This window comes from Paenibacillus sp. FSL R5-0623, from assembly GCF_037974265.1.
Lineage (GTDB): Bacteria > Bacillota > Bacilli > Paenibacillales > Paenibacillaceae > Paenibacillus.
Window position 1 is genome coordinate 2,080,809 of the sequence record NZ_CP150233.1, and the last position, 24,706, is coordinate 2,105,514.

Here is a 24,706-nt window from a genome sequence, read left to right on the forward strand (position 1 = left end):
ATCCAGAACGGCAGAGATGCCGTTTTATTGTTTTGATAATCTTGTACGCATCTGTACATGTAGATTGCTTCATATGAATGGTGTTGCAGTCTGCCTTCATTTCAAATTGCAATAAAAAAATCCACCTTATGAACAAGAAACTACATTGAATTGGAAGGGTGGAAGACGTAATATGAGGAGAAATGTAAGCGCATTCATATCAGGGTGTTTCTTTAGCTCCTTGAGCGAGGTGGTCTTGTTTTAAAGGTGAAATAAGGATTGTGTGCTTTTGAATATTAAACGAGGGGAAGAATGCTATGCGAAAGCGGATTTCAATCATAACTTTAGTTTTACTTTTGACCTTCAATAACTGTTTGAGTTTTGTTCTGCCATTTAACAATCAAGCTTCAGCGGACCCCGTAACACCAACGATGTTGGCACATTATCCATTGCTTGAGGATGTGCAGGATACATCCGGTAATGGCAAACATGGAACGGCTATAGGCAACATTACGTATGCTGATGGTCTTACTTTACCTGGAGGAACAGATAGTACTACGAACTACGTGCAGCTTCCTACTGGATTGTTTGATCATCAAGAAAATACAACGATTTCTGTATGGATCAAAAATAACACGGGGAGCGGGAACTACTCCGCATTATTCTACGGTACGCCAGCAGCTGAAAATAAATTACCAACGAATTACTGGATGTTTAATCCATCGAATCCAAGTGGTGATTTCAAGTCCGTATTTACGGATCGCAATAATATTGACCAGCCTTGGACGACAGAGGTAGGCGTATCAGGCACTTCTACGTCACAGTACGAAGGTCAATGGGTTCACTATACGACGGTCATCACAGAACGCTCTATTACAGGTTACATTAACGGTGTAAGCATAGGCACGGCCGCCAAAGAGAAAACAACAGCCAGCTTTGGTACGGATTTGCAAGCTTACATCGGTCGCTCCAATTATTCAGGGGATGCTACTTTTGCGGGCAGCTTTCAAGATTTGAGAATTTACGGAGAGGCACTAAATAATGAAGATATCGCTGTAGTATATGAACAATCGTTTAATGAAAAGCAAGTACAACAAGGCAAAATAGAGCTAACATTAGGTGATGTATCTGCCGTTACAGAATCTCTTGAACTACCTACTGAAGATAAGAATGGCGCAATGATATCATGGACTTCTAGTGATGAGAGTGCGATTAGTCCAACTGGGGAAGTGTTCTTACGAGAAATGAAGCAACAAGTCACGTTAACTGCAACCATTTCTTTGGGTGAAAGCCAGGTAACGAAGGAGTTCATGGTTACCTTACTACCTAAGGATGACTCTATTGAGCAGATTGCCGTTAAGAGTGTCTTGCTTAATGAACCTACATTTATTTTGTCAGTGGGGGACAGCGAGACATTAGTGGCTACGATTTCACCTTCAAATGCAACGAATAAAAGAGTCGTCTGGACATCTAGTGACTCCAGTGTAGCGATTGTCAATTCAACGGGTAAAGTTACAGCTGTTAGTGGAGGTACAGCCACAATTACGGTACAGACGGAAGATGGAGAGTTTACAGCTACATCAGCCGTTACGGTTAAAGGAAAATCGCTAAAAGATGATCTTATTCTTCATTACAACATGAAGACAACTGAAGAAGTAGACGGTCAACTCGTACTGAAGGATGTTGCCAACAAGGCAGTTACATTTGACGGAATATTTAGAAATCCAAACAATGGACAATTCATTTCAAACAGTGAGGTTGGCTTTATTTCCTTCAACGGTGGAAGCTCTACATCTAATAGTGGACATGTTGAGATTCCTAAGGGCTCAAATGGACTAGATCTACTACACGGTCTGAATGAGATTACAGTATCTTCAATCGTGAACTGGACGAATGATGGTACGAATCGCTGGATCTTCGGTTTGGGTACTGTATTAACACCAGAAACGAACAAATATTTCTTCGTAACGCCACGTCACGGTAGCGGATCAGGTAATATGATTGCTACAGGTATCTCCAAAAATGGCTGGCCGAACGAAGCATTAGTTACAGGTAGTGCAAACTCAAACCTGATCGGTGGGCAGTGGAAGAATGTAACGGTGTCCTTGTCCGAAGCTAGCAATAGGATAACGTTATTCGTGGATGGAGTTAAGGTTGCTTCAGGTAATACGAAGGGACTAAAGCTGTCAGAAATTATTAATCCGGATGCTACGTTCTCTGGCTTTATAGGTAAGTCCATCTTCGCCAACGATCCATATCTTCAAGGTAGCATGGCTGATTTCCGAGTATATGATCGTGCGTTGACGGAGCAAGAAATGAGCGAGTTATATCAACAAGAAGCAGCAACTCACATCTCCCAAATACGTCAGCTCACTGTTGATGATGCAGCGAATCAACTTGACATCGGTGATTACTTAGACGAGGCAGATCAGAGTGCTGACAAGATAACGAGAAACGTTAATTTACCAACAAGTGGTAAAAATGGCGTAAACATCACTTGGAGTTCTAGTCATCCTACTGTCATTTCTAACCATGGCACTGTACAGCGTCCGGCTGTTCAAGCAGGTGATGTTCAGGTAGAGCTTACGGCTACTTTAACGTATCAAGGCGTATCTACAACTGCTGTATTCCCTGTTACGATCTTGAAGCAATTCGATGATCAGCAGAAGGTTGATCTGGACGCTGAACAATTAGAGATCTACAACGCGGACAATGTTAAAGGGAACTTACGTCTTGTCACTACAGGTGAACAAGGCTCCACCATTACATGGACATCCAGCAGGCCGGCGGTTGTTAAAGGAACGGCTGAAGCGGCTGGTAACGCCACACAATTAGGCTGGGTGAGCCGTCAAGCTGCGGATATACCCGTTACGCTAATCGCTACGATTACGAATGGTGCAGCTTCTAAAGAGCTTACGTTTAACGTTACGATTAAACAAGCAATTGCGCCAGTTCAGCTTGATGCTTACTTCTTTGCGTACTTTACAGGTGAATATGAGGGTGGTGAAGAGATATCCTTTGCTACAGCTGAAGATCCATTGTTCTGGAAAGCGCTGAATAATGGTAAGTCGATCCTTCAATCCGATATGGGTGAAAAAGGACTTCGTGATCCATTCGTTATTCGGTCACCAGAAGGTGATAAATTCTATATGCTGGCAACCGATTTGAAAATGGGTGAAAGTACAAATTTTGACCAAGCTCAAATTACGGGTAGTCATTACATGATGATTTGGGAGTCGGAGGATCTCGTTCATTGGAGCGAGCAGCGCATGATCGAGGTTGCTCCTAAGACGGGAGGAAATACGTGGGCACCAGAAGCTATCTATGATCCAGTAACTGGAGAGTATATCGTATTTTGGGCATCATCGATGAAAAACACAGAGACATATGGTGATTATAACGGAAGACCTGCAGGTCAGTACAATGTGATGTACTACGCAACAACAAGAGACTTCTACAACTTCTCTGAGCCAAAGGTCATGATTGATGAGTCACTTCCGACAATTGATACAACGTTTATTGAGCATAATGATATGTTGTACCGATTCACCAAATCAGAAGTGAATACTAAAGTGTATGTGGAGAAAGCACCAACTTTTTACTATGACAAGGACAATATTGCAGCTAACGGCCTTCAATACGACGCTGTTCCGGGTACACGTGATAATAAACTTGGCTTGATCGGAAATAATGGAAACAACGAAGGGCAGACGATTTTTAAGGATAATAATAAAGACAAATGGTATCTGTTCCTTGATTCATGGCCATATCATGTCCGATATACAACAGATCTGGATAGTAGCACGCAATATATGAACAATGTATTAAGTAGTGATCAATATGCACTGCCGCCAGGACCACGACACGGAACGGTAATTCCAATCTCACGTGCAGAGTATGATGCTTTGCAAGAGAAGTATGCAAGGAAAGGTCCAGCACCATCAACAGACCCGGTTGTACATTACTCATTTGATGCAAATACAGTGAATGGTACAATGTTGAATGACATTTCTGGCAATGGTCATCACGCAACACTAGTAGGTGGAGCAACGATTAATGAAGAGGATCGTATCGGTAAAACGGGTGGTGCACTAGAGCTTAATGGATCAACAGGTTATGTGAAGCTGCCAGATGACTTGATTCAATCCTTGAATCTGGAGAAGGCTACGTTCTCTACATGGGTTCAAATGGACAGAAATCAAGCAAATCAAAGAATATTTGATTTTGCTTCCGACACAGGGAGACAGGTTAACCGCAACACCATGTACTTGAGCACACAAGGGGATACAGGTAGTCTAGAGTTTGCTGTCGTAACACCTTTTACAGAAAAATTTAGCAATGACAGCACGAAACTCGGATCAGATTATAAATATGCATTGAGAAATGCTGGACTATTACCAACGAAAACTTGGCAGCATGTTGCCATTACAATGGATGAATTTGATGCCGTATTGTATGTGAATGGTCAAGAGGTTAAACGTAGCTCGACATTTAACGTTGAGCCGAGAATGTTACTGGAAACAACGATGAATTATATTGGCAAATCGAGAAACGGCTCTCATAGTTTATTTGATGGTAAATTGGATGATTTCCGTATTTATAATCGTGCACTATCCGTTGAAGAGATTGCAACATTAGCTGATGAAGACGTTACTCCTCCAGTAGAGCAGCCATCTGGGGCAGAGCTCATTCTTCACTACGATATGAATGATATCGATGGTGCGACGGTTATTGACCAAACAGGAAACTTCAACGGAAAATGGATGAATCCGTCTAAAGCAGAATGGATTCGTACTCAAAATGCTGGTGTACTAAGCTTTACTGGTGGCACAACGAACTCTTATGTAGAACTGCCACAAGGAGTTCTCGATGGATTAACGGATATGACCGTTTCATCCATTGTGAACTGGAGCGGTAAAAACGCTGCAGAGTGGTTATATGCATTAGGAAGACCAGACAATAATACGCACTATACGTATTTCACACCACGTTATAACGCTAACGGTCTAGCTCGCCTAGGTATCGCGACGAATGCTTGGAATAACGAGTCATCAGCTTCTACCACGGGCTTAAAGAATAATGAATGGAAAGTCGTTACGACTGTTGTTTCAGGCACGGATGGTACACTAACGCTTTATATCGATGGTGTTGCAGTTGCATCAGGCTCAACGAATGGAATGACAATAGAACAAATAAAAAATACTTCTGGCAGTAGTGGAACCATCGGTAAGTCATTCTATCCAGCTGATCCATACTTCGGTGGTATGATTGCAGACTTCCAAATCTATGATGGTGCTATGACTGCGGCCGATATTACATCACTTAAGGCCCATTCAGATCAGAAGATTGCTTTGATGGAGGGCATGCTTGTATCGGCTGCGACGGAGAAATTAACGATTCATGATCTTCTTGCTGCTAATGCATCAAAAGATACGATTATAAGCAATGTCACATTTCCAACATCAGGTGCTTATGGCACAACAATAAGCTGGACTTCAGATAAAGGGAATGTCATCTCAACTACAGGTGCCGTAACCAGACCAGCTAACGCAAAAGGTGATCAAGTTGTAACGTTAACAGCAGTATTTACAGATGGTACAGAGACAGTTAACAAAACTTTTCAGTTGACGGTTAAGGCATTGCCAAACGATCTCACTTCTGTAGATGAAGCAAAAGCAGCACTAGTCGTTCATAACATTAATGATGTAAGAGGTCATATAACACTACCAGCATCTGGACTATACGGAACAACCATTACTTGGGCTTCTGCTCAACCGAACGTCGTTTCAGTTACTGGAGAAGTAAAACGTCCGGCACACGGTAGTGGAAATGTAGACGTGAAGCTTACAGCTACAATTACATTAAATGCAGCATCCACTACGAAGGAATTCATTGCGAAGGTGAAGGAACGGCCTGCTGATGAAAATTATGCGGGATACTTTTTCACATATTTCACTGGAGAAGGTACTGCAACAGGCGAGCAAGTTTACTTTGCACTAAGTAACGGTAATGATCCGTTGAACTGGCGAGAATTGAATGATGGTAAACCTGTGTTGACCTCTACCTTAGGGGAGAAGGGTGTACGTGATCCGTTCATTATTCGTTCGCCTGAAGGTGATAAGTTCTACATGATTGCTACCGATCTGAAAATTAACGGTAATGGTAACTGGGGCAGAGCACAGACATGGGGCAGTCGTTCCATTATGGTTTGGGAATCGAATGACCTGGTCAACTGGACAGATCAACGCATGGTAGAGGTTGCACCGGAAGAAGCGGGTAATACATGGGCACCAGAAATTATGTACGACAAAACAACAGGTGAGTATATCGTATTCTGGGCATCAAGAATGTTTGAGGATGCATCTCATACAGGCAGTGCTTATCAAAAAATGATGTATAGCAAGACAAGAGATTTCTATACGTTTACTGAACCGCAAGTATATTTGGATTATGGATATTCCATCATTGACACAACGATGATTGAGCATGAAGGAAAAGTGTATCGCTTTACGAAGGATGAGCAAAACAACGGAGCTTCTGCTCCATTTGGCAAGATGATCTTCCAAGAGGTGGGTGACTCGATCTTAGATCCAGCCTTCAAGATGATTAATCAAGGCGTTGGTAACATCAAATGGGTTGAGGGTCCAACGATCTTCAAATCGAATACAGATGAAAAATGGTATTTGTTCGTAGATGAGTTTGGTGGAAGAGGTTATGTTCCATTCGAGACAACTAATCTTGCATCAGGTGTCTGGACATTATCTTCTAACTACAACTTACCAGCTAGTCCGCGTCACGGAACGGTAATTCCAATTACACAACGTGAGTATGATGCACTCAATGGGAAGAACGTACCCGTTAGCGGAATTAGCTTGGACAAAACGACGTTGTCCATCGTAGAAGGTCAATCAGGGCAGTTGACAGCTACGGTAGCTCCAGCTAATGCAACGAAAAAAGCAGTAACATGGAGCTCAAGCAATACAGCTGTAGCCACTGTAAATGCGACAGGTCAAGTAACAGCGGTGGCACCAGGAACAGCAAGGATTACAGTAACTACAGTAGATGGTGGGTTTTCATCAAGCGCTACGGTAACGGTAACACCATTGGTTGATGGAACACCACAAGCACCAAGCAGTGGTGATGGAAATGGTGGCGGTGACGGTAACATTCCTGCACCTACAGTACCAACAGCTCCAGGTGGAAATGAGCCAGTGGTCATGGACAACGGCCAAATAAACATTAAACCAGTTGTAAATGAGAGCGGTACTTCTGAAGTGAAGTTAAGTGCGGATACAATGAAGCGTGCGCTTGATCAAACGACAGGCGGTAAGCTACACATGCAAGTTGAAGCTGATGCAAGCTTGAACGGGCTAACGATTGAGCTAGCCGTAGATGCGCGCTTAACAAGTGGAGCTTCTATGGTAGATCGCATCGAGATCAACACAGGCTCTGCAGTTGTAACAGTGGCAACCGAACTGCTTGGAACAGGAACAAGTGCGGGAAAAACGTTAGGATTGTCGATTAAGAAAATTGCAGCTAATCAACTGCCAGCTGGCGCACAAGCTCAGCTGAACGGTGAGGTCGTATACGATATTGAGCTAACGATTGATGGTAAGAAACTTACAGAGTTTGATGGCAGAGATGATCTCGTGATTGAATTGCCATACACACTAAAGGCTAACGAAAATCCAAACAACGTCGTTGTATACGATGTGAAGGACAACGGACAGCTAAGAGTGGTGATGAATGGTAAATACAATGCAGCGACAGGAAAAGTAGAGTTCAAGCCAACGTATCTAAGCAAGTATGCGGTAGCGTATGTTGCAACGAGCTTTAAGGATGTGACCCAAGATTGGGCGAAGGATGCGATCTCAGCATTGGGAGCAAGAGGCATTGTGAAGGGTGTAGGCGACGGTGGGTTTAATCCGAATGGTCAAGTGACAAGAGCAGAATTCATCACCATGCTGATGATTATGTTTGAACTATCGGATGAGAACGCAACGACAAGTTTTAGTGATGTGAAGCAAGGAGAATGGTACCATGGAAATATCGCAACCGCGCAGAAGCTGGGGATTGTGAACGGGAAACCAAATGGACGATTCGGAGTTCATGAGAACATTACGCGAGAAGATATGGCGGTTATGGTATACAAGGCGATCCAAATTAAGCAACTAGCGTTAGCAAGTGGTGAAGCTACAGCCTTCAAGGATGAAGCAAGCATCGCAAACTACGCGAAGAAAGCGGTAGAGGCAATACAGGGAGCAGGCATAATAAACGGTGTAGGTAACGATGAGTTTGCGCCGAAGAAGAATGCTAGCCGTGCAGAAGCAGCAGTGATGATCTATAATGTGTTGGGTTTGATATAGACACGTTAAGTATAGGGCAGTTGCTATTGATTCACTCTGATAATAAAGTTGGGCGGAAGAACTTCTTCCGTCCACTTTATGATCTGTTTAATCAGTGAGCAGGAAAAGCCGTTAGATCCTGGCTTAAAGAAGTAGTTGTTAACTTTACCTTAATACGGGCTCAATTTTGCCCCTAAGATTATCGGTATAGGCCAGATTTCCATCCGTAGTAATTACGGCAGCCTCGATATCCTTCATTTTATTAACTTTATGAATGATGGAGACCGCATCTAATCCAAATAATTCTGTAGTATATATATCACAGTCGAGCGATCGATCCGCAATAATCGTTAAAGAAGCGATATTACTTTCGATTGGATAGCCTGTTCTGCTGTTAAATATATGATGGTACTGACCCCCTTCCTTCTCTAAAACTCTCTCGTATATTCCTGATGTAACAACGGATTGCTCGCGTATACTAACGAGTGCTGCTGCATTTCCTCTAGGTAAAAAGGGATTTTGGATTCCAACTTTCCAATGACTGGACCCGGTGGGAGAATCGCCATGAACCAGAACATTGCCGCCCATATCGACCATAGCTGATGCAGCTCCGTTTTTCTTGAAGAATGACATAACTTGATCAGCAAAATAACCTTTAGCAATCGCTCCAAGGTCGATCTCCATGCCTTTTTTGAATAAATGAACCGTATGCTGCTCATCGTCAAGCTGTATATGCTCCGGATTCAAGAGCTCCAGCACTGCTTTAATCTCGGTACCCTCCGGCACATGTGCCTCGCGAAAACCAATTCTCCACAATTTGATCAAAGGCCCTATTGCAATATTTAAAAATGAATCTTTATTCAGGCTGTGTTCTTTGCCTATCTTAATAAGATCATACAGCTCCTTGTCTACTCTAAGCGGATGTGATGCGGCTTCTTTTTTTAGCATGGCAAGCTGCGAGTGCTCACTGTTGGCACTAAACACTTGTTCATAATGGACAAGCATATTCACGGCTTCCTCGGCAAGCTCTTCAGCATCTGTACCCTCGATATAGAGGGATATGTTAGTTCCCATAAGCGGTATCGTTCTTGTAAAAGGTTTCATGATAGCCTCCTATATCGCACATTGTTGTCCGTGATTGAGAAAAGTATGGATGAGGTCATGATCCACGCTATTCAGCTTTTTTGCTCCATGGTGGGCTATAAAATAATCCAGACTCATCTTCTCTACAGGGATTGGATAGATATTGTATTCCGAAGGGCACTCTTGATATGGATACTTTCAGGCACAAAGGTTAGACCTAAATTATGCTTTGCCAGCTTCAGTACCGTGTAAATTTCTTTGCTCTCCATAACGATATTAGGCTGTACCTTGTAGACACTGAGCAATTGATCAATCTGTTTTCGGATTGCCGAACCCTTGGACGTTAGAATAAGCTTTTGATTCAAAATGGTGCTGATCTCAATCGTGCCCTCCGGGATGACTGCAACATTCTCTTGATATAATTCGCAGCAACGCGGAATGATGGCCTGGTAACTGTGCCTGCCCCAGTTAAATGAGTTCAAGTTAGGGGAGATACTGCTTGAATTTTGTCCGATCCAGAAGTCCAGCTCATTATTTTGGAGACGTTTCTCATTTTTTTCAGGTAAATCCTCGACAAGATTAATTTTATAAGCAGGATGAAGTTCCAGAAAAGCTGGTAAAAAAAGGGGCGTTAAGTACGCACCGAGGCTCGGAAGAATGCCGATCCGTAACACTTTATTGCCCATATCCGATACATATGAGATTTCCCTCATAAGCTTGGCGTAGCTATGTTCAAGTGACGTTAAGTATTGATAATATATTTTCCCCTGCTCGGTTAATCGGTACGGAAGTTTGTTGCGAGTGATTAGCTCACAGCCCAACTCAATTTCGATTTTCTTGATAACCTTTGTGAGGTAGGGCTGAGATATGTAAAGGGATTGTGCGGCCCTGCTATAGTTACTGTATTTCAATAGGCTGTCAATGTAACACAAGATATCTTGAGATGCTAACTTAGACATGTTCCTCACCCTTTGTGAAAAAAGTAACAAACTTTGAATTTGAGGTGATTATAACAAATTAGTTATCAAACTGCAATGAATAACTATTAGATCATTTGAGCTTTGATATGTTAGAGTTATGCCGAAAGATCGAGTCTGACATTTACGAACATCATCTCGTATGACTGAGAGGGGATTATGATGAATTATTTAGCTATCGCAGGCACGAATTCGGATGTGTCTACAAACCGGACGTTACTTCAATTTATGCAAAAGCATTTTGCTAGTGAAGCCCAGATTGATTTATATGAAATTAAGGATTTGCCTGCTTTTATTGAAAAAGATGAAATAGAGGATGCTGAAGTTGATATTCCTGTGAAGGTACAAGACTTATTAGATCAAATCTCTAAAGCGAAAGGTGTCATTATCGCTACTCCCGAGTATGATCATGCGATCCCTGCCGTGTTGAAAAGTGCGCTGGAATGGATCAGTTATACCACTCAAACCTTGAAAGACAAACCTGTTCTGATTGTGGGTGCTTCACATGGTGCACTCGGTTCTTCCAGGGCACAAGCGCATCTTAGACAAATCCTGGATTCGCCTGAGCTTGGTGCGAGAATGATGCCTAGCAGCGAGTTTCTTTTGGGAAAATCACAGCGTGCATTTGATAGCAGTGGTAATCTCATTGAAGCTCAAAAAGTGGCCGAGCTTGACGAAATTTTCAATGAGTTTGTTTTGTTTACGGAGATCACTACGGAACTGTTATCAAAAAGGACGTTGAAGAAAAAAACGAAAAAATTTTCCTGGCAAGAGTAGGGGGCTAATCACAATGAAAATCATAGCGATCGTTGGCACAAATGCAAAGAAATCGTATAATCGCAAGCTACTTCAATTCATACAAAAGCATTTTGAGTCCAGAGCAGCCATTGAAATCCTCGATATTACAGATGTTCCGATGTTTAATCAGTCTGATAACCAAACAAACAGTGCCATTATACAATCGTTTAATGAAAAAATTATGGCAAGTGATGGTGTCATTATTGCGACTCCAGAATATAACCATTCCATCCCTTCATCCCTTAAAAGCCTGCTGGAATGGTTGAGCTTTGAAATCCATCCGCTGGCTGGAAAACCTGTGATGATCATAGGTGCGTCAAAGGGAACACAAGGTTCCTCGCGTGCACAGCTGCATCTTCGTCAAATTCTGGATGCACCAGGTGTCGAAGCTAATGTGATGCCAGGGTATGAGTTTTTGCTTGGCAGCGCACATAAAGCATTTGACGAATCAGGCAACCTGAACAATGAAGGAACGATCGATTTCCTGGAAACATGTTTCCTGCGGTTCCTTCGGTTTGCCAAAATTTCAAATCAGCTCAACGAAGAAGAGGAGTTTACCTATAGACCCGGTGTGTATGAGATCAATGCCATAGGTCACAGTGGCAATCTGCCGATGAAGGTTTCCTTTAGTGAAAATAGAATTGAAAGCATCGATATTGATTCGAAGGGTGAAACCGAAGGCATTGCCGATGTTGTTTTTATAAGAATTCCGAATAAAATCATTGAGGGACAGACGCTGAATGTAGATGCTCTCTCCGGTGCTTCTGAAACCAGTAATGCTGTCATCAATGGTGTAGCCAAAGCGGTTAAGCTTGCCGGAGTGAATCCTGACATCCTGAAAAGACGTCCAAAACCTGCTAGCAGCCAGATGAAAGATGACGAAGAATACACTTGCGATGTGGTCGTTGTAGGTGGAGGTGGCGCAGGACTCAGTGCTGCTGCTACAGCTTTACAACAAGGAGCAAGTGCGATTGTACTTGAGAAATATCCTGCTGTTGGGGGAAATACGATCCGCTCAGGTGGTCCTGTCAATGCTGCAGATCCTGTATGGCAACAACAGTTCACTGAGAATCCAGGGGAAAGACAGACGATTGAGAATTTATTAAGTACCGATGAGAGCTTGATCCATCCAGAATATGTAGATGATTTCCATGCACTCAAAGAAGAGTTTACTGCATATCAGGAAAAGTTCGGCACAGAAAAAGCTTATTTATTCGACTCGCCACTTCTTCACAGAATGCAAACGTATTTTGGGGGCAAACGTACAGACCTGAATGGGAGCATGATCTACGGACAATACGATCTGGTCAAAGTACTTACAGACCGTGCCTTGGAAAGTGTAACGTGGCTTGAGGATATCGGGGTTGAATATGATAAGAGTATCGTATTTGCTCCAGTGGGTGCTCTTTGGCGCCGCGGCCATAAACCTGTCAAAAGTTATGGCTCTGCATTTATCATTGCACTTAGCAAATATGTAGAAGAGCATTCAGGAAAAATGATTACAGATAGCCCGGTCAAACAATTGATCATCAAAGATGGAAAAATAACAGGTGTCATCGCAACCGGAGTTAACGGGCAGAAAATTACCATTCATGCTAAAGCGGTTGTTCTTGCTAGTGGTGGTTTTGGTGCAAATACACAGATGCTCAAGGAATATAACACGTACTGGAGCCATATTGACGATGATATCAAAACAACAAATTCCTATGCGATGACTGGTGATGGAATATCGCTTGGTAAGAGTGCGGGAGCAGCGCTGACAGGCATGGGCTTCACTCAAATGATGCCGGTAGCCGATCCGGATACGGGCGAACTCTTCAGTGGACTGCAAGTACCGCCTGAAAACTTTGTCATTGTTAACAAAAAGGGAGAACGATTTGTTAATGAATTCTCTGGACGAGATGTCCTAACGAAAGCAGCAATCGAGCAGGGAAGTTTATTTTACCTGATTGCGGATGACGAGATCAAGAAAACGGCAGCGAACACAAGCCAGGAAAAAATAGACCGTCAAGTCGAAGAAGGTACCTTGTTTAGAGCCGATACCATAGAAGAACTGGCAGTGAAAATCAAAATGGAACCTGAAGCTCTTAGAAATACGATTGATAAGTATAACTCATATGTGGATGCGGGCTTTGATCCGGAGTTCCATAAGGATACGTTTAGCTTAAAAGTCGAGAAGTCTCCATTCTATGCCACACCTAGAAAGCCGGCAGTTCACCATACCATGGGCGGAATTAAGATCGACACCCAAACTCGCGTATTGGATGAAAACGGTCAGCCGATTGCACATCTGTATGCCGCTGGAGAAGTTGCAGGAGGTATACATGCAGGCAACCGTTTAGGCGGTAATGCCTTGACGGATATCTTTACTTTTGGCCGAATCGCTGGTAAGACTGCTGTTGATGAGATGAATGATTAGAATGTAAAATAAGAAATATAGATCACTCTAGGTTTCCCATATGTAAAGAACCCGCTTAACACAAGGATTTTCGAGTGTTAAGCGGGTTTTTTCGATGTGGAAATGCTTTGGTTTTGTGGTCGTGGTCACACGAATGTTCTCAGACCCCAAACCAAGCCCGGTGAAGGGCGTATACGCCTTCTGTAATATCCTCAATACTCAATCCACCAAAACCAATCTGAACCATGGATTGCTCCGCTTGAGCTGGTTGCGCCCAAAAGGGGGATACCGGGTAGACCTGGACACCTTCCTTCTCAGCAGTAGCAATCAGCTTGTGTTCATCCATTCCATTATGTACACGCAACAAAATATGAAGTCCTGCATCCTCACCAATGATGGTAACTTGAGCACCCATCATCTTCTGAATCATTGAAATGAGTGTAAATTGCTTCTGTCGATATACCTTCCTCATCTTGCGAATGTGGGCTTCCCAATGTCCATTACTCATAAACAGCTCTAAGGTGTTCTGCTGAAAATGAGAGACCGTTTGATCATATAATCGGTAGTCTTGTTTACGGTGTAGCTCTAACATGGTCTGTGGTAGAACCATATACGCAATTCGTAATGAAGGAAGAAGGCACTTTGAAAATGTTCCCAGGTAAACGGTTCGCTGTTGAGTATCCAGGCTTTGCAGGGAAGGTATCGGTTTGCCGACATATCTGAACTCACTATCATAATCGTCCTCAATAATGATCCCATTCTGATCTGTTGCCCATTTCAGTAATTGCATTCTCTTGGCCAGCGGCATGACCATTCCATAGGGGAACTGATGTGACGGTGTAATGTAGACGATGCGGGAATTGCTTTTGTATAACTTATGGATATGAAGTCCATCTGCTTCCAGCGGAATCGGGTGAATGTCCAAACCTTTATGTTGAAAAACCGTCCGAACACCGTCATATCCCGGGTCTTCCATCGCGATACCATGACTAACATCACCTAGTAATCCAGATAACACACCGAGCAGGTATTGAACACCAGCTCCAATTATAATTTGATCAGGTGAACAATTTACTCCCCTAGAGCTGTGCAGGTAATTTGAAATTTCAGATCGAAGTCCCGGTTCTCCAAGAGGATCGCCATAGGAGAACAACTTCATTTGGTTCTGGAGCAAGCTCTGATTGGATAACTTGCGCCAAGTGGCAAATGGAAAATGCTCAGCATCTACGTCACCATAACGAAAATTGTATCGAATCTCTGGGCTATCCTGAATACTGTTTTCCAACCAATCCTTACTCACTACATGGGACAAGGGCAATGCTTCCAGCTTCAAATCCATTATGTATAAGCCACTTCTAGGTCTGCTCTGGACATAACCTTCGGCTAATAACTGTTGATAGGCCATATCGACTGTATTACGGCTAATGTGGAGGTGGCTGGATAGTGAACGAATAGAGGGAAGACGACTATCGGCTGGTAACTTTCCGTTCAAAATATCTTTCTTAATATAGTGATAAAGCTGAGTGTATAACGGATCTCCAGACTCTCTGTTCAACAATAATGTCAACTCAATCATGCTAATCCTCCTCGTTGCCAGAACTGACCCTATGATTTTGTTGAGAGTTGTCACTACTTATGGGGTCAATCGATGGTTACAATTATATCAGTTCCGGTCGAATTGAAAAGATATCAGTGCACTGGATTACTATTGTTGTAGGAGGAGAAGGAATGAACAAACCTATAGATGTTATGGAACGAATAGAAAATCCGTCAACACAAGCGGTGGAAAACTTCAATCAACACCCTGGTTTCCGCCGTATGTTTGCCCCAGACCAATTAACAATAGGGCTGTTTTTACCACTTAAATTCTATAAAGGACACATGGATGTTCTAAAAGGTCAAGCTGACCTCGTGGAAAGCATTGATCAACGCAATTTTGCTGCCGTATGGGTGCGAGATGTCCCTTTATTTGATCCCGGCTTTGGAGATGCTGGACAAGTATTTGACCCATTTGTCTATCTAGCCTATCTTGCTGCAAGAACCCGAAACGTTTCCCTAGTAACAGGAAGCGCGATCTTCACGCTTCGCCATCCGATTGATTTAGCCAAGGCAGCTGCATCCATTGATGTACTCTCGGGCGGACGACTTGTGTTAGGGATTGCTTCTGGCGACCGACCTGCTGAGTTTCCGGCATATGGGATAGATGGGGAGCATCGTGATGTGCGATTCCGGGAGACGGTGGAGTTTTTCCGTGAGCTTATACAGGATAGAACTGGCGCAATTCAATCTTCTCTTGGTCAATTGAAAGGGCTTGAATTACTCCCGAAACCAGCAGCTGGTGGTATTCCGCTCGTTGTGACAGGCTCAAGCAGGCAGTCTTTAGATTGGATTGCGAAGAACAGTGACGGCTGGCTTACGTATCCCGAAGCAACGGCAAACGAATCCGGTCCTCAGATGCTTGGCCATAAGATTAGTGCCTGGCGTGAAAAAATACCTAATGGCATGTTCAAGCCGCATATGACCAACGAATGGATTGATCTTGTGGAAGATGTCAATTATCCTCGAACACCGCTTCGTGGCGGGTACATATTACGTACAGGTCGGGCAGGTTTGATTCAGCTTTTGGAGGAATGGCGAGCGGTGGGAGTTAATCATGCTGCACTAGGCATTCATTTTTCGAGTCGGCCTCCTGCTGAGGTGATTCAGGAGTTGGCAGAGGAAGTATTGCCGCTCTTTCCTACGCATGTGAGTCCGAAGCCATTGTTTACAGGGTGGTAGAGCATAAAATTATTGTCTGATGACAAAGATGGCTTTTCTCCGCATTTCTGTTAACGATCAGAAGAGGATCGATCCGCTGGCAGCGATAAGGTCAGGGGTTCGATCCCCTAGGTACCATAACGAAAAAGACGTCATTACGAAATATATTATGGCGTTTTTTTCGTTATGGATTGTTCAGGTAGCGAATGCGTAGCTTAGTCCGCGTGCGTGCATGAAGCTGTAAATCGACTCGATACAGCAGATCAGGGATGATGCCAAAGGTATGACATACTTTTATGTAAACGCTTTAATTAAATATAGACAAGGGATGCCGACGGTGATAATATTGTTTCTGTAAGAAACTATATTGTTCTTATCAAATATAATTATAAGGACTTCATTCTTAAGTATACGAATAACGCCCTGTGCTAAAGAATTTTAATTGTTTGGTGCTTGAGCGTAACGAGAGGGATGGGAAATATTATGAGTATAATTGAAACAACAATCGAATCTTTTGACGGTACTCGCCTATATTCTAGTAAAAATTTAGTTAGTGATGCGAAGGCAGCTGTAGTCATTGTTCACGGACTAGCTGAGCATGCAGGGCGCTACGATTATTTGACAGAGAAGCTGAATCAGCGTGGGTTTAGCGTGTATCGGTTTGACCATCGTGGTCATGCCAGATCCGAGGGACAGCGTACGTTTTATAAAGAATTTGATCATCTTATTGAAGATGTTCATGTCATTGTTGAGGCGGCATTGCAAGAGAGTGGCGATCTTCCGCTATTTATCATCGGACATAGTATGGGCGGTTTTGCAACCTCGTCCTTTGGAACGAAATATCCAGGCAAGGTCAAAGGCATCGTACTATCCGGAGCCCTCACTCGATACAATACAAAAGTTGCCGGAGAACTGCCAATGGATCTTCCTGCAGGCACGTATTTCCCAAATGAGCTGGGCAGCGGCGTATGCAGTGATCCCGCAGTTGTATCCGCTTACGCGAATGACCCGCTGGTTGAAAAGCAGATCTCTGTAGATTTATTTAACAGCTTGGGAAATGGCATAACATGGCTCAAGGAGAACCCCAAGCAGTTTACAGATCCCGTGCTTGTACTGCACGGAGCAAATGATGGACTGGTCAGCGAAAAGGATTCCCGTGACTTTTACGGCGATATTGCTTCCACGGATAAAACACTCAAAATTTATGCTCATCTGATGCATGAGATATTTAATGAACCGACTCGTGATGATGTTATTGAAGAAGCAATTACATGGATTGAAAAACGAATCTGATTTCAGTAGAGTAAGAGAGAATCTGAATATGAAAGGGATTACTCATGAAATTAGATTGGATGGGCGACCATCGGGAACTGATTGAGAAAATTATCAAATACGGTAATGCGTACTCGAACACGTACAAGTTGCAACGAAGTTATGGAACAGACATGATGTTCTCGGCTTCACAGATTCAAACGTTGGAATACATTCTGGAAGCCGAGGACAAGGAAGAGAAGATGTCGGAAATGGCCGCACGACTGGGCGTAAGCCGCAGTACATTTTCCAAGAACGTGAAGAATCTGACGGAAAAAGGTCTGCTCGAAAAATTTCATTTAAGCGGTAACCGCAAAGACATATACGTCAAACCTTCGCTGAAAGGTCGCGAGGTATATACGAAGTATACCGAATTTGTAAGGGAGCTGTGCTTTGATGAGATTTTCAAGTATGCAGATCAGATTTCAGAAGCAGATAAGCAAAACTTTGTTCGCATCATGGATTTGTTTGCCGACGTGCTCGTCTGGTATGGTGAAAAAGAACAGGAAGCGCGCAAGTTAATCAGAATTGATTCCTCTGAAACATGAACCTTGAAATTAAGGGCAACAGCCCATTCCCTCCGCGAATGTCCGTCATACAGTATAAAGTGCTTGATGCAGCAGAGGCTGTAGGACAATTATTCAGCAGGGAGTGGGATGTGTGAAATCATCAACAAAGCTTACCGGACGGGTTATTTATAAAGGAGATCCGGGATACGAAGCGGCGCGCAAGAACTGGGACCCGCATACCGATAAATATCCTAAAGTTTTTGTTTTTGCCCAAAAGACGAAAGATGTATCCAACGCTATCCGATGGGCTCGTGAAAACAATGTACCGATCAGGCCGAGGAGTGGAAGACATGCGCTTGAGGTTAATCTTTCACAAGTGAATGGTGGTATCGTGATTGATGTGAGTGATCTGAATTCCATCAAGCTTGATAAAAAAAATGGAACGGTTGTTGTTGGAACAGGAAACCGAGTGGGAAGAATTGCGAATACCCTTGCCAAGCAAGGTTTCATAGCTCCTTTTGGTGACAGCCCTACTGTAGGGATCGGTGGAATTACGTTAGGTGGGGGAATTGGGCCTCTCCAGCGTACGATTGGACTCATCAGTGATAACCTGCTTGAGGTAGAGATGGTGGACGCCAAAGGAAAAGTGATTCGGGCTAATAAAAATCGTAATTCGGATCTCTTTTGGGCCTCGCGGGGAGGGGGCGGTGGTAACTTCGGAGTATACACCCGTTACAAATTCAAAGTGCGCCGTGCTCCAGCGAAGGCGACTGTATTTAAAATCACCTGGCCATGGGCTCAATTCGAAAAGGTGCTCAAAGTATGGCAGAGGTGGGCTCCCTCTGTGGATACAAGACTGGGCAGCGAGTTGTCCATCGGACCGAAAAAGGGTGGCAATGTTGTCATGGAGGGGCTGTTCCTAGGGTCAAAAACAGAGGCACTCCGTCTATTGCAGCCGATTACGAGTGTTGGCACACCGACAAGTTCCATTGTTCGTTTGTTACCTTACACGGAAGTTGTGAAGTTCTTATTACAACCTGATCCGACCGAGACTCAACGGTATAGCAACCAGTTCTCGTCCGGTTTTGGACGAAAACCATTCCCCGACAAAGCCATTAAATCGATGCGAACATTTTTGGAGAACCTGGAAGAGGGACCAGGCGGATTCTATTTCCTCAACTGGGGCGGAGCAGTAAGTCGCAAATCACCTAGATCAACCGCCTTCTTCTGGCGTAAAGAGAAGTTCTATGTGGAATGGACCAGTACGTGGCTCAAACCATCCCATGCCGCCAAAAATATCGCACTCGCTCGTAATACTCGCAAGAAATTGCAACCATACATTGTGGGTTCCTATATCAACGTTCCAGACCAAGGGATCAAGAATTCCGGTCCAGTGTACTATGGAGCCAACTATGCCAGACTGCGGAGAGTCAAAGCCAAGTATGACCCGAAAAATGTGTTTAACAATCCACAAAGTATCACTCCGGCTCGGATAGTGTAAGGTAGAGCCATTCATTTTTTAACAGTAGCTAGTGCTAATTAGAAGTTAAATTCATCTATGTACTATTAATAATAAAGACACGTCTTTTATGGCGTGTCTTATTGATATTTATGGTAGTATAGATGCCAAAACGATATATGAAACGATACAGTTGCTGTTCGACCCTTGAATGGAGGTATAGCTCATGTATGCACCGATCTTATCTACGAAATTAACCATTCCAGTTCAGCGCTCCCATGTAGTGGATCGTCCCCGCCTGTATGTCCGTTTCGGCGAGGGGATGCACGCTAAACTCATACTGGTCTCTGCTCCTGCAGGATCAGGAAAAACACTACTAGTCAATCAATGGGTTAAGTCTTCTTTAATAGATACAGCTTGGCTCTCGCTGGAAGAAGCGGATAACGATCCTTCACGTTTTTTGACATATCTATGTGCTTCGTTACAGACGATTGTCCCCAAGCTTGCTGAAGGAATCATGGGATTTGTTCAATCTTCCGAACCGCCACCTAATGAGACCATTATTACATACCTTCTTAATGAAGTTTCTGAAATAACCGATCATTTTGTACTTGTTCTGGATGATTATCATCTCATGACTTCAGAAGTGATCCATCAAGCGCTTGCCTACTTACTGAGGCACATGCCCCCGCATATGCATATCGTCATGACTACGCGTCAGCAACCCAAGTTACCTTTGGCTCGACTGCGGGCAAAGGGGGAATTGATTGAAATACGTGGTAGTGATCTGCGGTTTACTTCTGCCGAATGTAGTGAGTTTTTGGATCGGATCATGGGATTGAAACTTTCAGAGGAACATGTCGCTCTCCTTGAAAAACGAACAGAAGGCTGGGTGGCCGGGTTGCAGTTAGCGGCCTTATCCATGCAGGGTTCTTCTGATCTAAATCACTTTATGGAAACGTTCAGTGGCAGGGACCCATTTGTACTGGACTATCTAATGGAAGAAATATTACAAGGGCTTACCGAACAGGTACAGAACTTTTTATTGAAAACGTGCATGTTGGATCGATTATGCGGTTCATTGTGTGATGCGATCTTTGATATAGATGAACCCAAGGAACATGAATCCGTTGATTTTACCGGACAGGACATGTTGGAGTGGCTGGAGCAAGCCAATCTTTTCATCGTTCCCTTGGACAATGAGAGGCGATGGTATCGTTACCATCATCTGTTTGCAGATTTATTGCGTAAAAGAGTACACCAGAATTCAAATTATGCCGGCACAGCGCAGACCGAACTGTCTGTTACTGAGATACATAAGCGAGCGAGTATCTGGTATGAGAAGCATCAAATGGAGCTGGAGGCTTTCAATCATGCTGTAGCTGCGGCAGATACTCATCGGGCATCGGATCTGTTGGAAGGTAAAGGTATGCCACTTCTTTTTCGCGGGGGTGCTGTTCCTGCCTTGCAATGGTTGAGTTCTCTATCCTCAGCAGAAATGGATTCAATACCTTCCCTATGGGTGATGCATGCGGCTGCGTTGTTAGTGTCAGGACATATGATAGACGTCGAACCCAAATTGCAGTCTGCTGAACAAGCGTTACAAAATATGGAACCTGAAAAGATCAATTCTGATCTCATCGGACATATTGCCTCCATCCGAGCCACGCTGGCTGTCAGCCGGCACGATGCGGATACGATTATTACGGAGTCACTTCGAGCACTCAAATATTTGCATCCTCATAATCTGCCCATTCGTGCAGCAACAGCTTGGACCTTAGGATATGCATACCAGCTTCAGGGAAAACGTGTGGAAGCCGAATTGTCCTACGAGGAATCATTATCGAACAGTACCAGGATCGGACATCATATCATCACGATGATGGCGACACTGGGCATGGGGAATATGCAGGAATCTAACAATCAGCTACACCTGGCGGCTGAAGCCTATCAGCAGGTGGTACATATGGCAGGTAAGCCACCGCTACCCATTGCTTGTGAAGCCCACTTGGGTCTGGCGCGAGTTCATTACGAATGGAATAAGCTTGATGTGGCGATGTTACACGCTCAACAGAGTGTGCAGTTGGCACATCAATTTGTCCAAACCGACAGGGTTGTTGCAAGTGAGTTATGGCTCGCCCGAGTGACGCTTGCGAAGGCGGATCTTCTTCAAGCCGCTTTTATGTTAGATAGAATCAACGAAAAGGCCCAACGGTTAAATTTTACAAAGGCGATCCCTGATATTACTGCTGCATACGTTCTTGTGCTCCTTCGTCAGGGCGATCTGAAAAAGGCAATACGATTATCATGGGACAGAAATCATGCGCTTAGTCAGACCAGAGTATTGCTGAAGCAGGGGAACACCTTGGGAGCACTTGGTATGATGGAATCCTGTCTTCACTTGGCCATAACCAAAGGCTTCAAGGATGAACAGCTCAAGGCAACAATCCTTCTGGCGGTTATCCATGAGGAACATGGAAATAGAACACAAGCTATCGAGCTCCTGACTGAGGCCATGATGATGGCAGAGCCAGCAGGCTTCATTCGTGTATTTGTAGACGAAGGTGTTGTTGTGCACAGTCTTTTGAAGAGTATGAGAGCACGTGGTGACTCACATTTATATCTGCTTCAATTACTGGCTGCATTTGATGAAGGTGAGGACAACAGAATAGAAATGATTTCGGAAGAGACAGATGTATATCCGTACGTTTCTGAACTGCGAATTGATCCGTTAAGTGTGAGAGAGCTCGAAGTATTACATCTGATTGCGCAGGGAAGATCCAATCGGGAGATTAGTGAGATACTTCATATTGCGCTGCCTACCGTGAAAGGACATAACCGGATTATTTTTGACAAAATGCAGGTGAAGCGACGAACCGAAGCCGTGGCAAAAGCACGTGAATGGAAACTCCTGTAACGGATGTATCTTTGAAACAATACTTTAGTATCTAGGGGCCGAACCCACTTCCCGATATACTCATGGCAAACAGGAACATGTGGGGGGAAAGATATGAGAGCTATCATATGTACAAAGTATGGATCACCAGATGTGTTGCAGCTTAAAGATATAGCGAAGCCATCACCCAAAGAGCATGAGATTCAGATTAAAATACATGCAACAACCGTAACATCGGGGGACTGTAGAGTTCGCGGTTTTAATAGCCCATTCCTGTACTGGATACCCATGCGTCTTTTTTTGGGAATCCGAAAACCCCGAAATTCGATTCTGGGCGTAGAGTTAGCAGGCGAAGTTACGGCGATCGGCAAGGAAGTGAAGCGATTTAATTTAGGTGATCAGGTATATGCACTAAATGGAATGCGTTTCGGTGCCCATGCTCAGTATATATGTCTATCTGAAGAGGATCCCGTCACTTTGAAACCGGTTAATGCAACGTATGAGGAAGCAGCAGCTGTTCCGTTCGGTGGAACTACGGCCTTATATTTTCTGCTCAAAGGAAACATAAAACGGGGAATGAAAGTGCTCATCTATGGAGCTTCGGGAGCCGTAGGAACTGCTGCTGTACAGCTTGCAAAGTATTTTGGAGCAGAAGTGACAGGGGTATGCAGTACAACGAATGTGGAATTCGCGAAGTCACTTGGTGCCGAGCATGTTATCGATTATATGAAGGAAGACTTTACAAAAACAAGTCAGCGGTATGATCTGATATTGGATGCAGTTGGCAAAGTCTCGAAAGGTCAGTGTCGGCACCTATTGGTACCTAACGGCACATATGTCACTGTTGATGGGCAAGGCATCGCAAGGGTTACTGCGAAGGATCTGATACTTCTTAAAGAGTTGATGGAGGCTGGTAAGATGCAAGCGGTGATTGACAGACGTTATGCCTTGGAGCAAATTCAGGAAGCTTATCGCTATGTGGAAACAGGGCGAAAGAGGGGAAATGTCGTGATTACGGTCAAACATGAGAACTAATTGGCAGTGTGTCGAACTTACTTTTCAAAGGAATGAAAAAGCCACCCTCGGTCATATGACCAAGAGCGGCTTCTTTACATGCCAATTCGCATATCAGCCATTCAGCTATTATGCTTTAACTTGTTCTCCAGCAAATACTTCAACGTTCATTGGAGCGGCCATGAATGCTGCTGCTTGTTGAACAAAAGCTTGGAAATGCGCGCTTGTGTTGTGGGAAGCTGTAGCAGCTTCATCTTTCCACAGCTCGATCATCGTGTATTGTTGTTCGCGTTCTGTGCTTTTTGCCAAATCGTAGCTGATGTTACCTTCTTCTTGACGTGTTGCAGCAATCAGTTCTTTCGCAGATACGAGGAATGCTTGCTCTTGGTCCGGTTTAACTTGCAGATGCGCGTGAATGATAATCATAATGTATAACCTCCATATTGTGTTTGTTTGGAATGTGTTAAGAATGTATGGTTACTAACCAATATAATCGAACTTACAGGGAAACCGTCCCTGATATTATGCCCAAGTTGTGATGGTTTCTACAGGCAGACGGTAGGAAGGGTGGCCTTCTTTGGCCGATTTACCGATCGAGATCAACATAACAGGTTGATAACGCTCTTTGTCCATGCCAAATGCTTCTGCAATTTGATCTTTCTCATAACCACCAATTGGGTTGGTGTCATAACCATGAGCACGAGCAGCAAGCATCAATTGCATGGAAGCAAGGCCAGCATCGATCAGGTTAACGTCACGAAGATCGGAAGCAGCCATCTTTTCGTAATAAGGCATTACAGTTTTGAGCTGCATATCCTTAATGTCTTGTGGCATGTAACCAAGTTCTACAGCTTTACCAAAAATCTCATCCATGTATTCAACGTTGTTCATATCAATAAATACGCCAATAACAGCGGCAGAAGTCAACACTTGATTTTGATTAAATCTCGCAAGTGGAGCAAGCTTTTCTTTACCTTCAGCCGTATCAACAACCAGAAAACGCCAAGGCTGCAGATTGATCGAAGATGGTGCACGGGAAGCTTCGGACAGAATTTCTGTCATCTCTTCACGGCTGATCTTCACTTCAGGATCGTAAAGTTTAACAGAACGGCGACCGTAGGTAATTTCGTTAAAATCATTGGTTTTTTGGAATTTGCTTTGAATTGTACTCATTCATGGA

14 protein-coding genes are annotated in these 24,706 nt (G+C 43.8%); 9 read left to right on the plus strand and 5 right to left on the minus strand.

Annotation, left to right across the window (positions count from 1 at the left end):
* The first annotated feature begins 353 nt into the window (after positions 1-353).
* Positions 354-8,345, plus strand: coding sequence for an immunoglobulin-like domain-containing protein (locus tag MKY92_RS09620; protein ID WP_339300401.1), 7,992 nt, complete (start codon positions 354-356; stop codon positions 8,343-8,345).
* 144 nt (positions 8,346-8,489) lie between these two features.
* Here the strand turns inward: MKY92_RS09620 and MKY92_RS09625 are convergent, their stop codons facing one another.
* Positions 8,490-9,428 carry an FAD:protein FMN transferase gene (locus tag MKY92_RS09625; RefSeq protein WP_339300403.1) on the minus strand — a complete coding sequence of 313 codons (939 nt, stop codon included), beginning with the start codon at positions 9,426-9,428 and terminating at the stop codon, positions 8,490-8,492.
* Positions 9,429-9,550: 122 nt separating this feature from the next.
* Positions 9,551-10,366 carry a LysR family transcriptional regulator gene (locus MKY92_RS09630; RefSeq protein ID WP_339300405.1) on the minus strand — a complete coding sequence of 272 codons (816 nt, stop codon included), beginning with the start codon at positions 10,364-10,366 and terminating at the stop codon, positions 9,551-9,553.
* Positions 10,367-10,543: 177 nt separating this feature from the next.
* Between MKY92_RS09630 and MKY92_RS09635 the strand changes: the two genes are divergently transcribed.
* Positions 10,544-11,161, plus strand: a complete 618-nt coding sequence (locus MKY92_RS09635) for an NADPH-dependent FMN reductase (protein WP_339300407.1) — start codon at positions 10,544-10,546, stop codon at positions 11,159-11,161.
* A 13-nt stretch (positions 11,162-11,174) separates the two neighbouring features.
* A complete protein-coding gene (locus MKY92_RS09640) occupies positions 11,175-13,601 on the plus strand; it encodes a flavocytochrome c (RefSeq protein ID WP_339300409.1) in 2,427 nt (808 codons plus the stop codon).
* Positions 13,602-13,740: 139 nt separating this feature from the next.
* Here MKY92_RS09640 and MKY92_RS09645 read toward each other — a convergent pair whose 3' ends face one another.
* The gene (locus MKY92_RS09645) at positions 13,741-15,156 is read right to left on the minus strand and encodes a PLP-dependent aminotransferase family protein (RefSeq protein WP_339300410.1); all 1,416 of its coding nucleotides are present in this window, start codon (positions 15,154-15,156) and stop codon (positions 13,741-13,743) included.
* A 152-nt stretch (positions 15,157-15,308) separates the two neighbouring features.
* On the opposite strand from MKY92_RS09645, the gene MKY92_RS09650 reads away from it, so the two are divergent.
* From MKY92_RS09650 to MKY92_RS09675, 6 genes are all read left to right on the plus strand, one after another.
* A complete protein-coding gene (locus MKY92_RS09650) occupies positions 15,309-16,358 on the plus strand; it encodes an LLM class oxidoreductase (RefSeq protein WP_339300411.1) in 1,050 nt (349 codons plus the stop codon).
* Between the two features lie 462 nt (positions 16,359-16,820).
* A complete protein-coding gene (locus MKY92_RS09655; protein WP_339300412.1) occupies positions 16,821-17,630 on the plus strand; it encodes a lysophospholipase in 810 nt (269 codons plus the stop codon).
* 44 nt (positions 17,631-17,674) lie between these two features.
* Entirely contained in the window at positions 17,675-18,196 is a 522-nt protein-coding gene (locus tag MKY92_RS09660; RefSeq protein WP_339300413.1) for a MarR family winged helix-turn-helix transcriptional regulator, read from the plus strand.
* A 112-nt stretch (positions 18,197-18,308) separates the two neighbouring features.
* Entirely contained in the window at positions 18,309-19,658 is a 1,350-nt protein-coding gene (locus MKY92_RS09665; protein ID WP_076318379.1) for an FAD-binding oxidoreductase, read from the plus strand.
* Between the two features lie 184 nt (positions 19,659-19,842).
* The gene (locus MKY92_RS09670; RefSeq protein ID WP_339300416.1) at positions 19,843-22,533 is read left to right on the plus strand and encodes a LuxR C-terminal-related transcriptional regulator; all 2,691 of its coding nucleotides are present in this window, start codon (positions 19,843-19,845) and stop codon (positions 22,531-22,533) included.
* A 93-nt stretch (positions 22,534-22,626) separates the two neighbouring features.
* Positions 22,627-23,547, plus strand: a complete 921-nt coding sequence (locus MKY92_RS09675) for an NAD(P)-dependent alcohol dehydrogenase (RefSeq protein WP_339300418.1) — start codon at positions 22,627-22,629, stop codon at positions 23,545-23,547.
* A 108-nt stretch (positions 23,548-23,655) separates the two neighbouring features.
* Here MKY92_RS09675 and MKY92_RS09680 read toward each other — a convergent pair whose 3' ends face one another.
* Positions 23,656-23,952, minus strand: coding sequence for a putative quinol monooxygenase (locus tag MKY92_RS09680; protein WP_339300420.1), 297 nt, complete (start codon positions 23,950-23,952; stop codon positions 23,656-23,658).
* A 96-nt stretch (positions 23,953-24,048) separates the two neighbouring features.
* Positions 24,049-24,699 (minus strand): nitroreductase family protein, encoded by a 651-nt coding sequence (locus MKY92_RS09685; RefSeq protein WP_076209073.1) that lies wholly within the window; start codon positions 24,697-24,699, stop codon positions 24,049-24,051.
* Positions 24,700-24,706 lie beyond the last annotated feature (7 nt).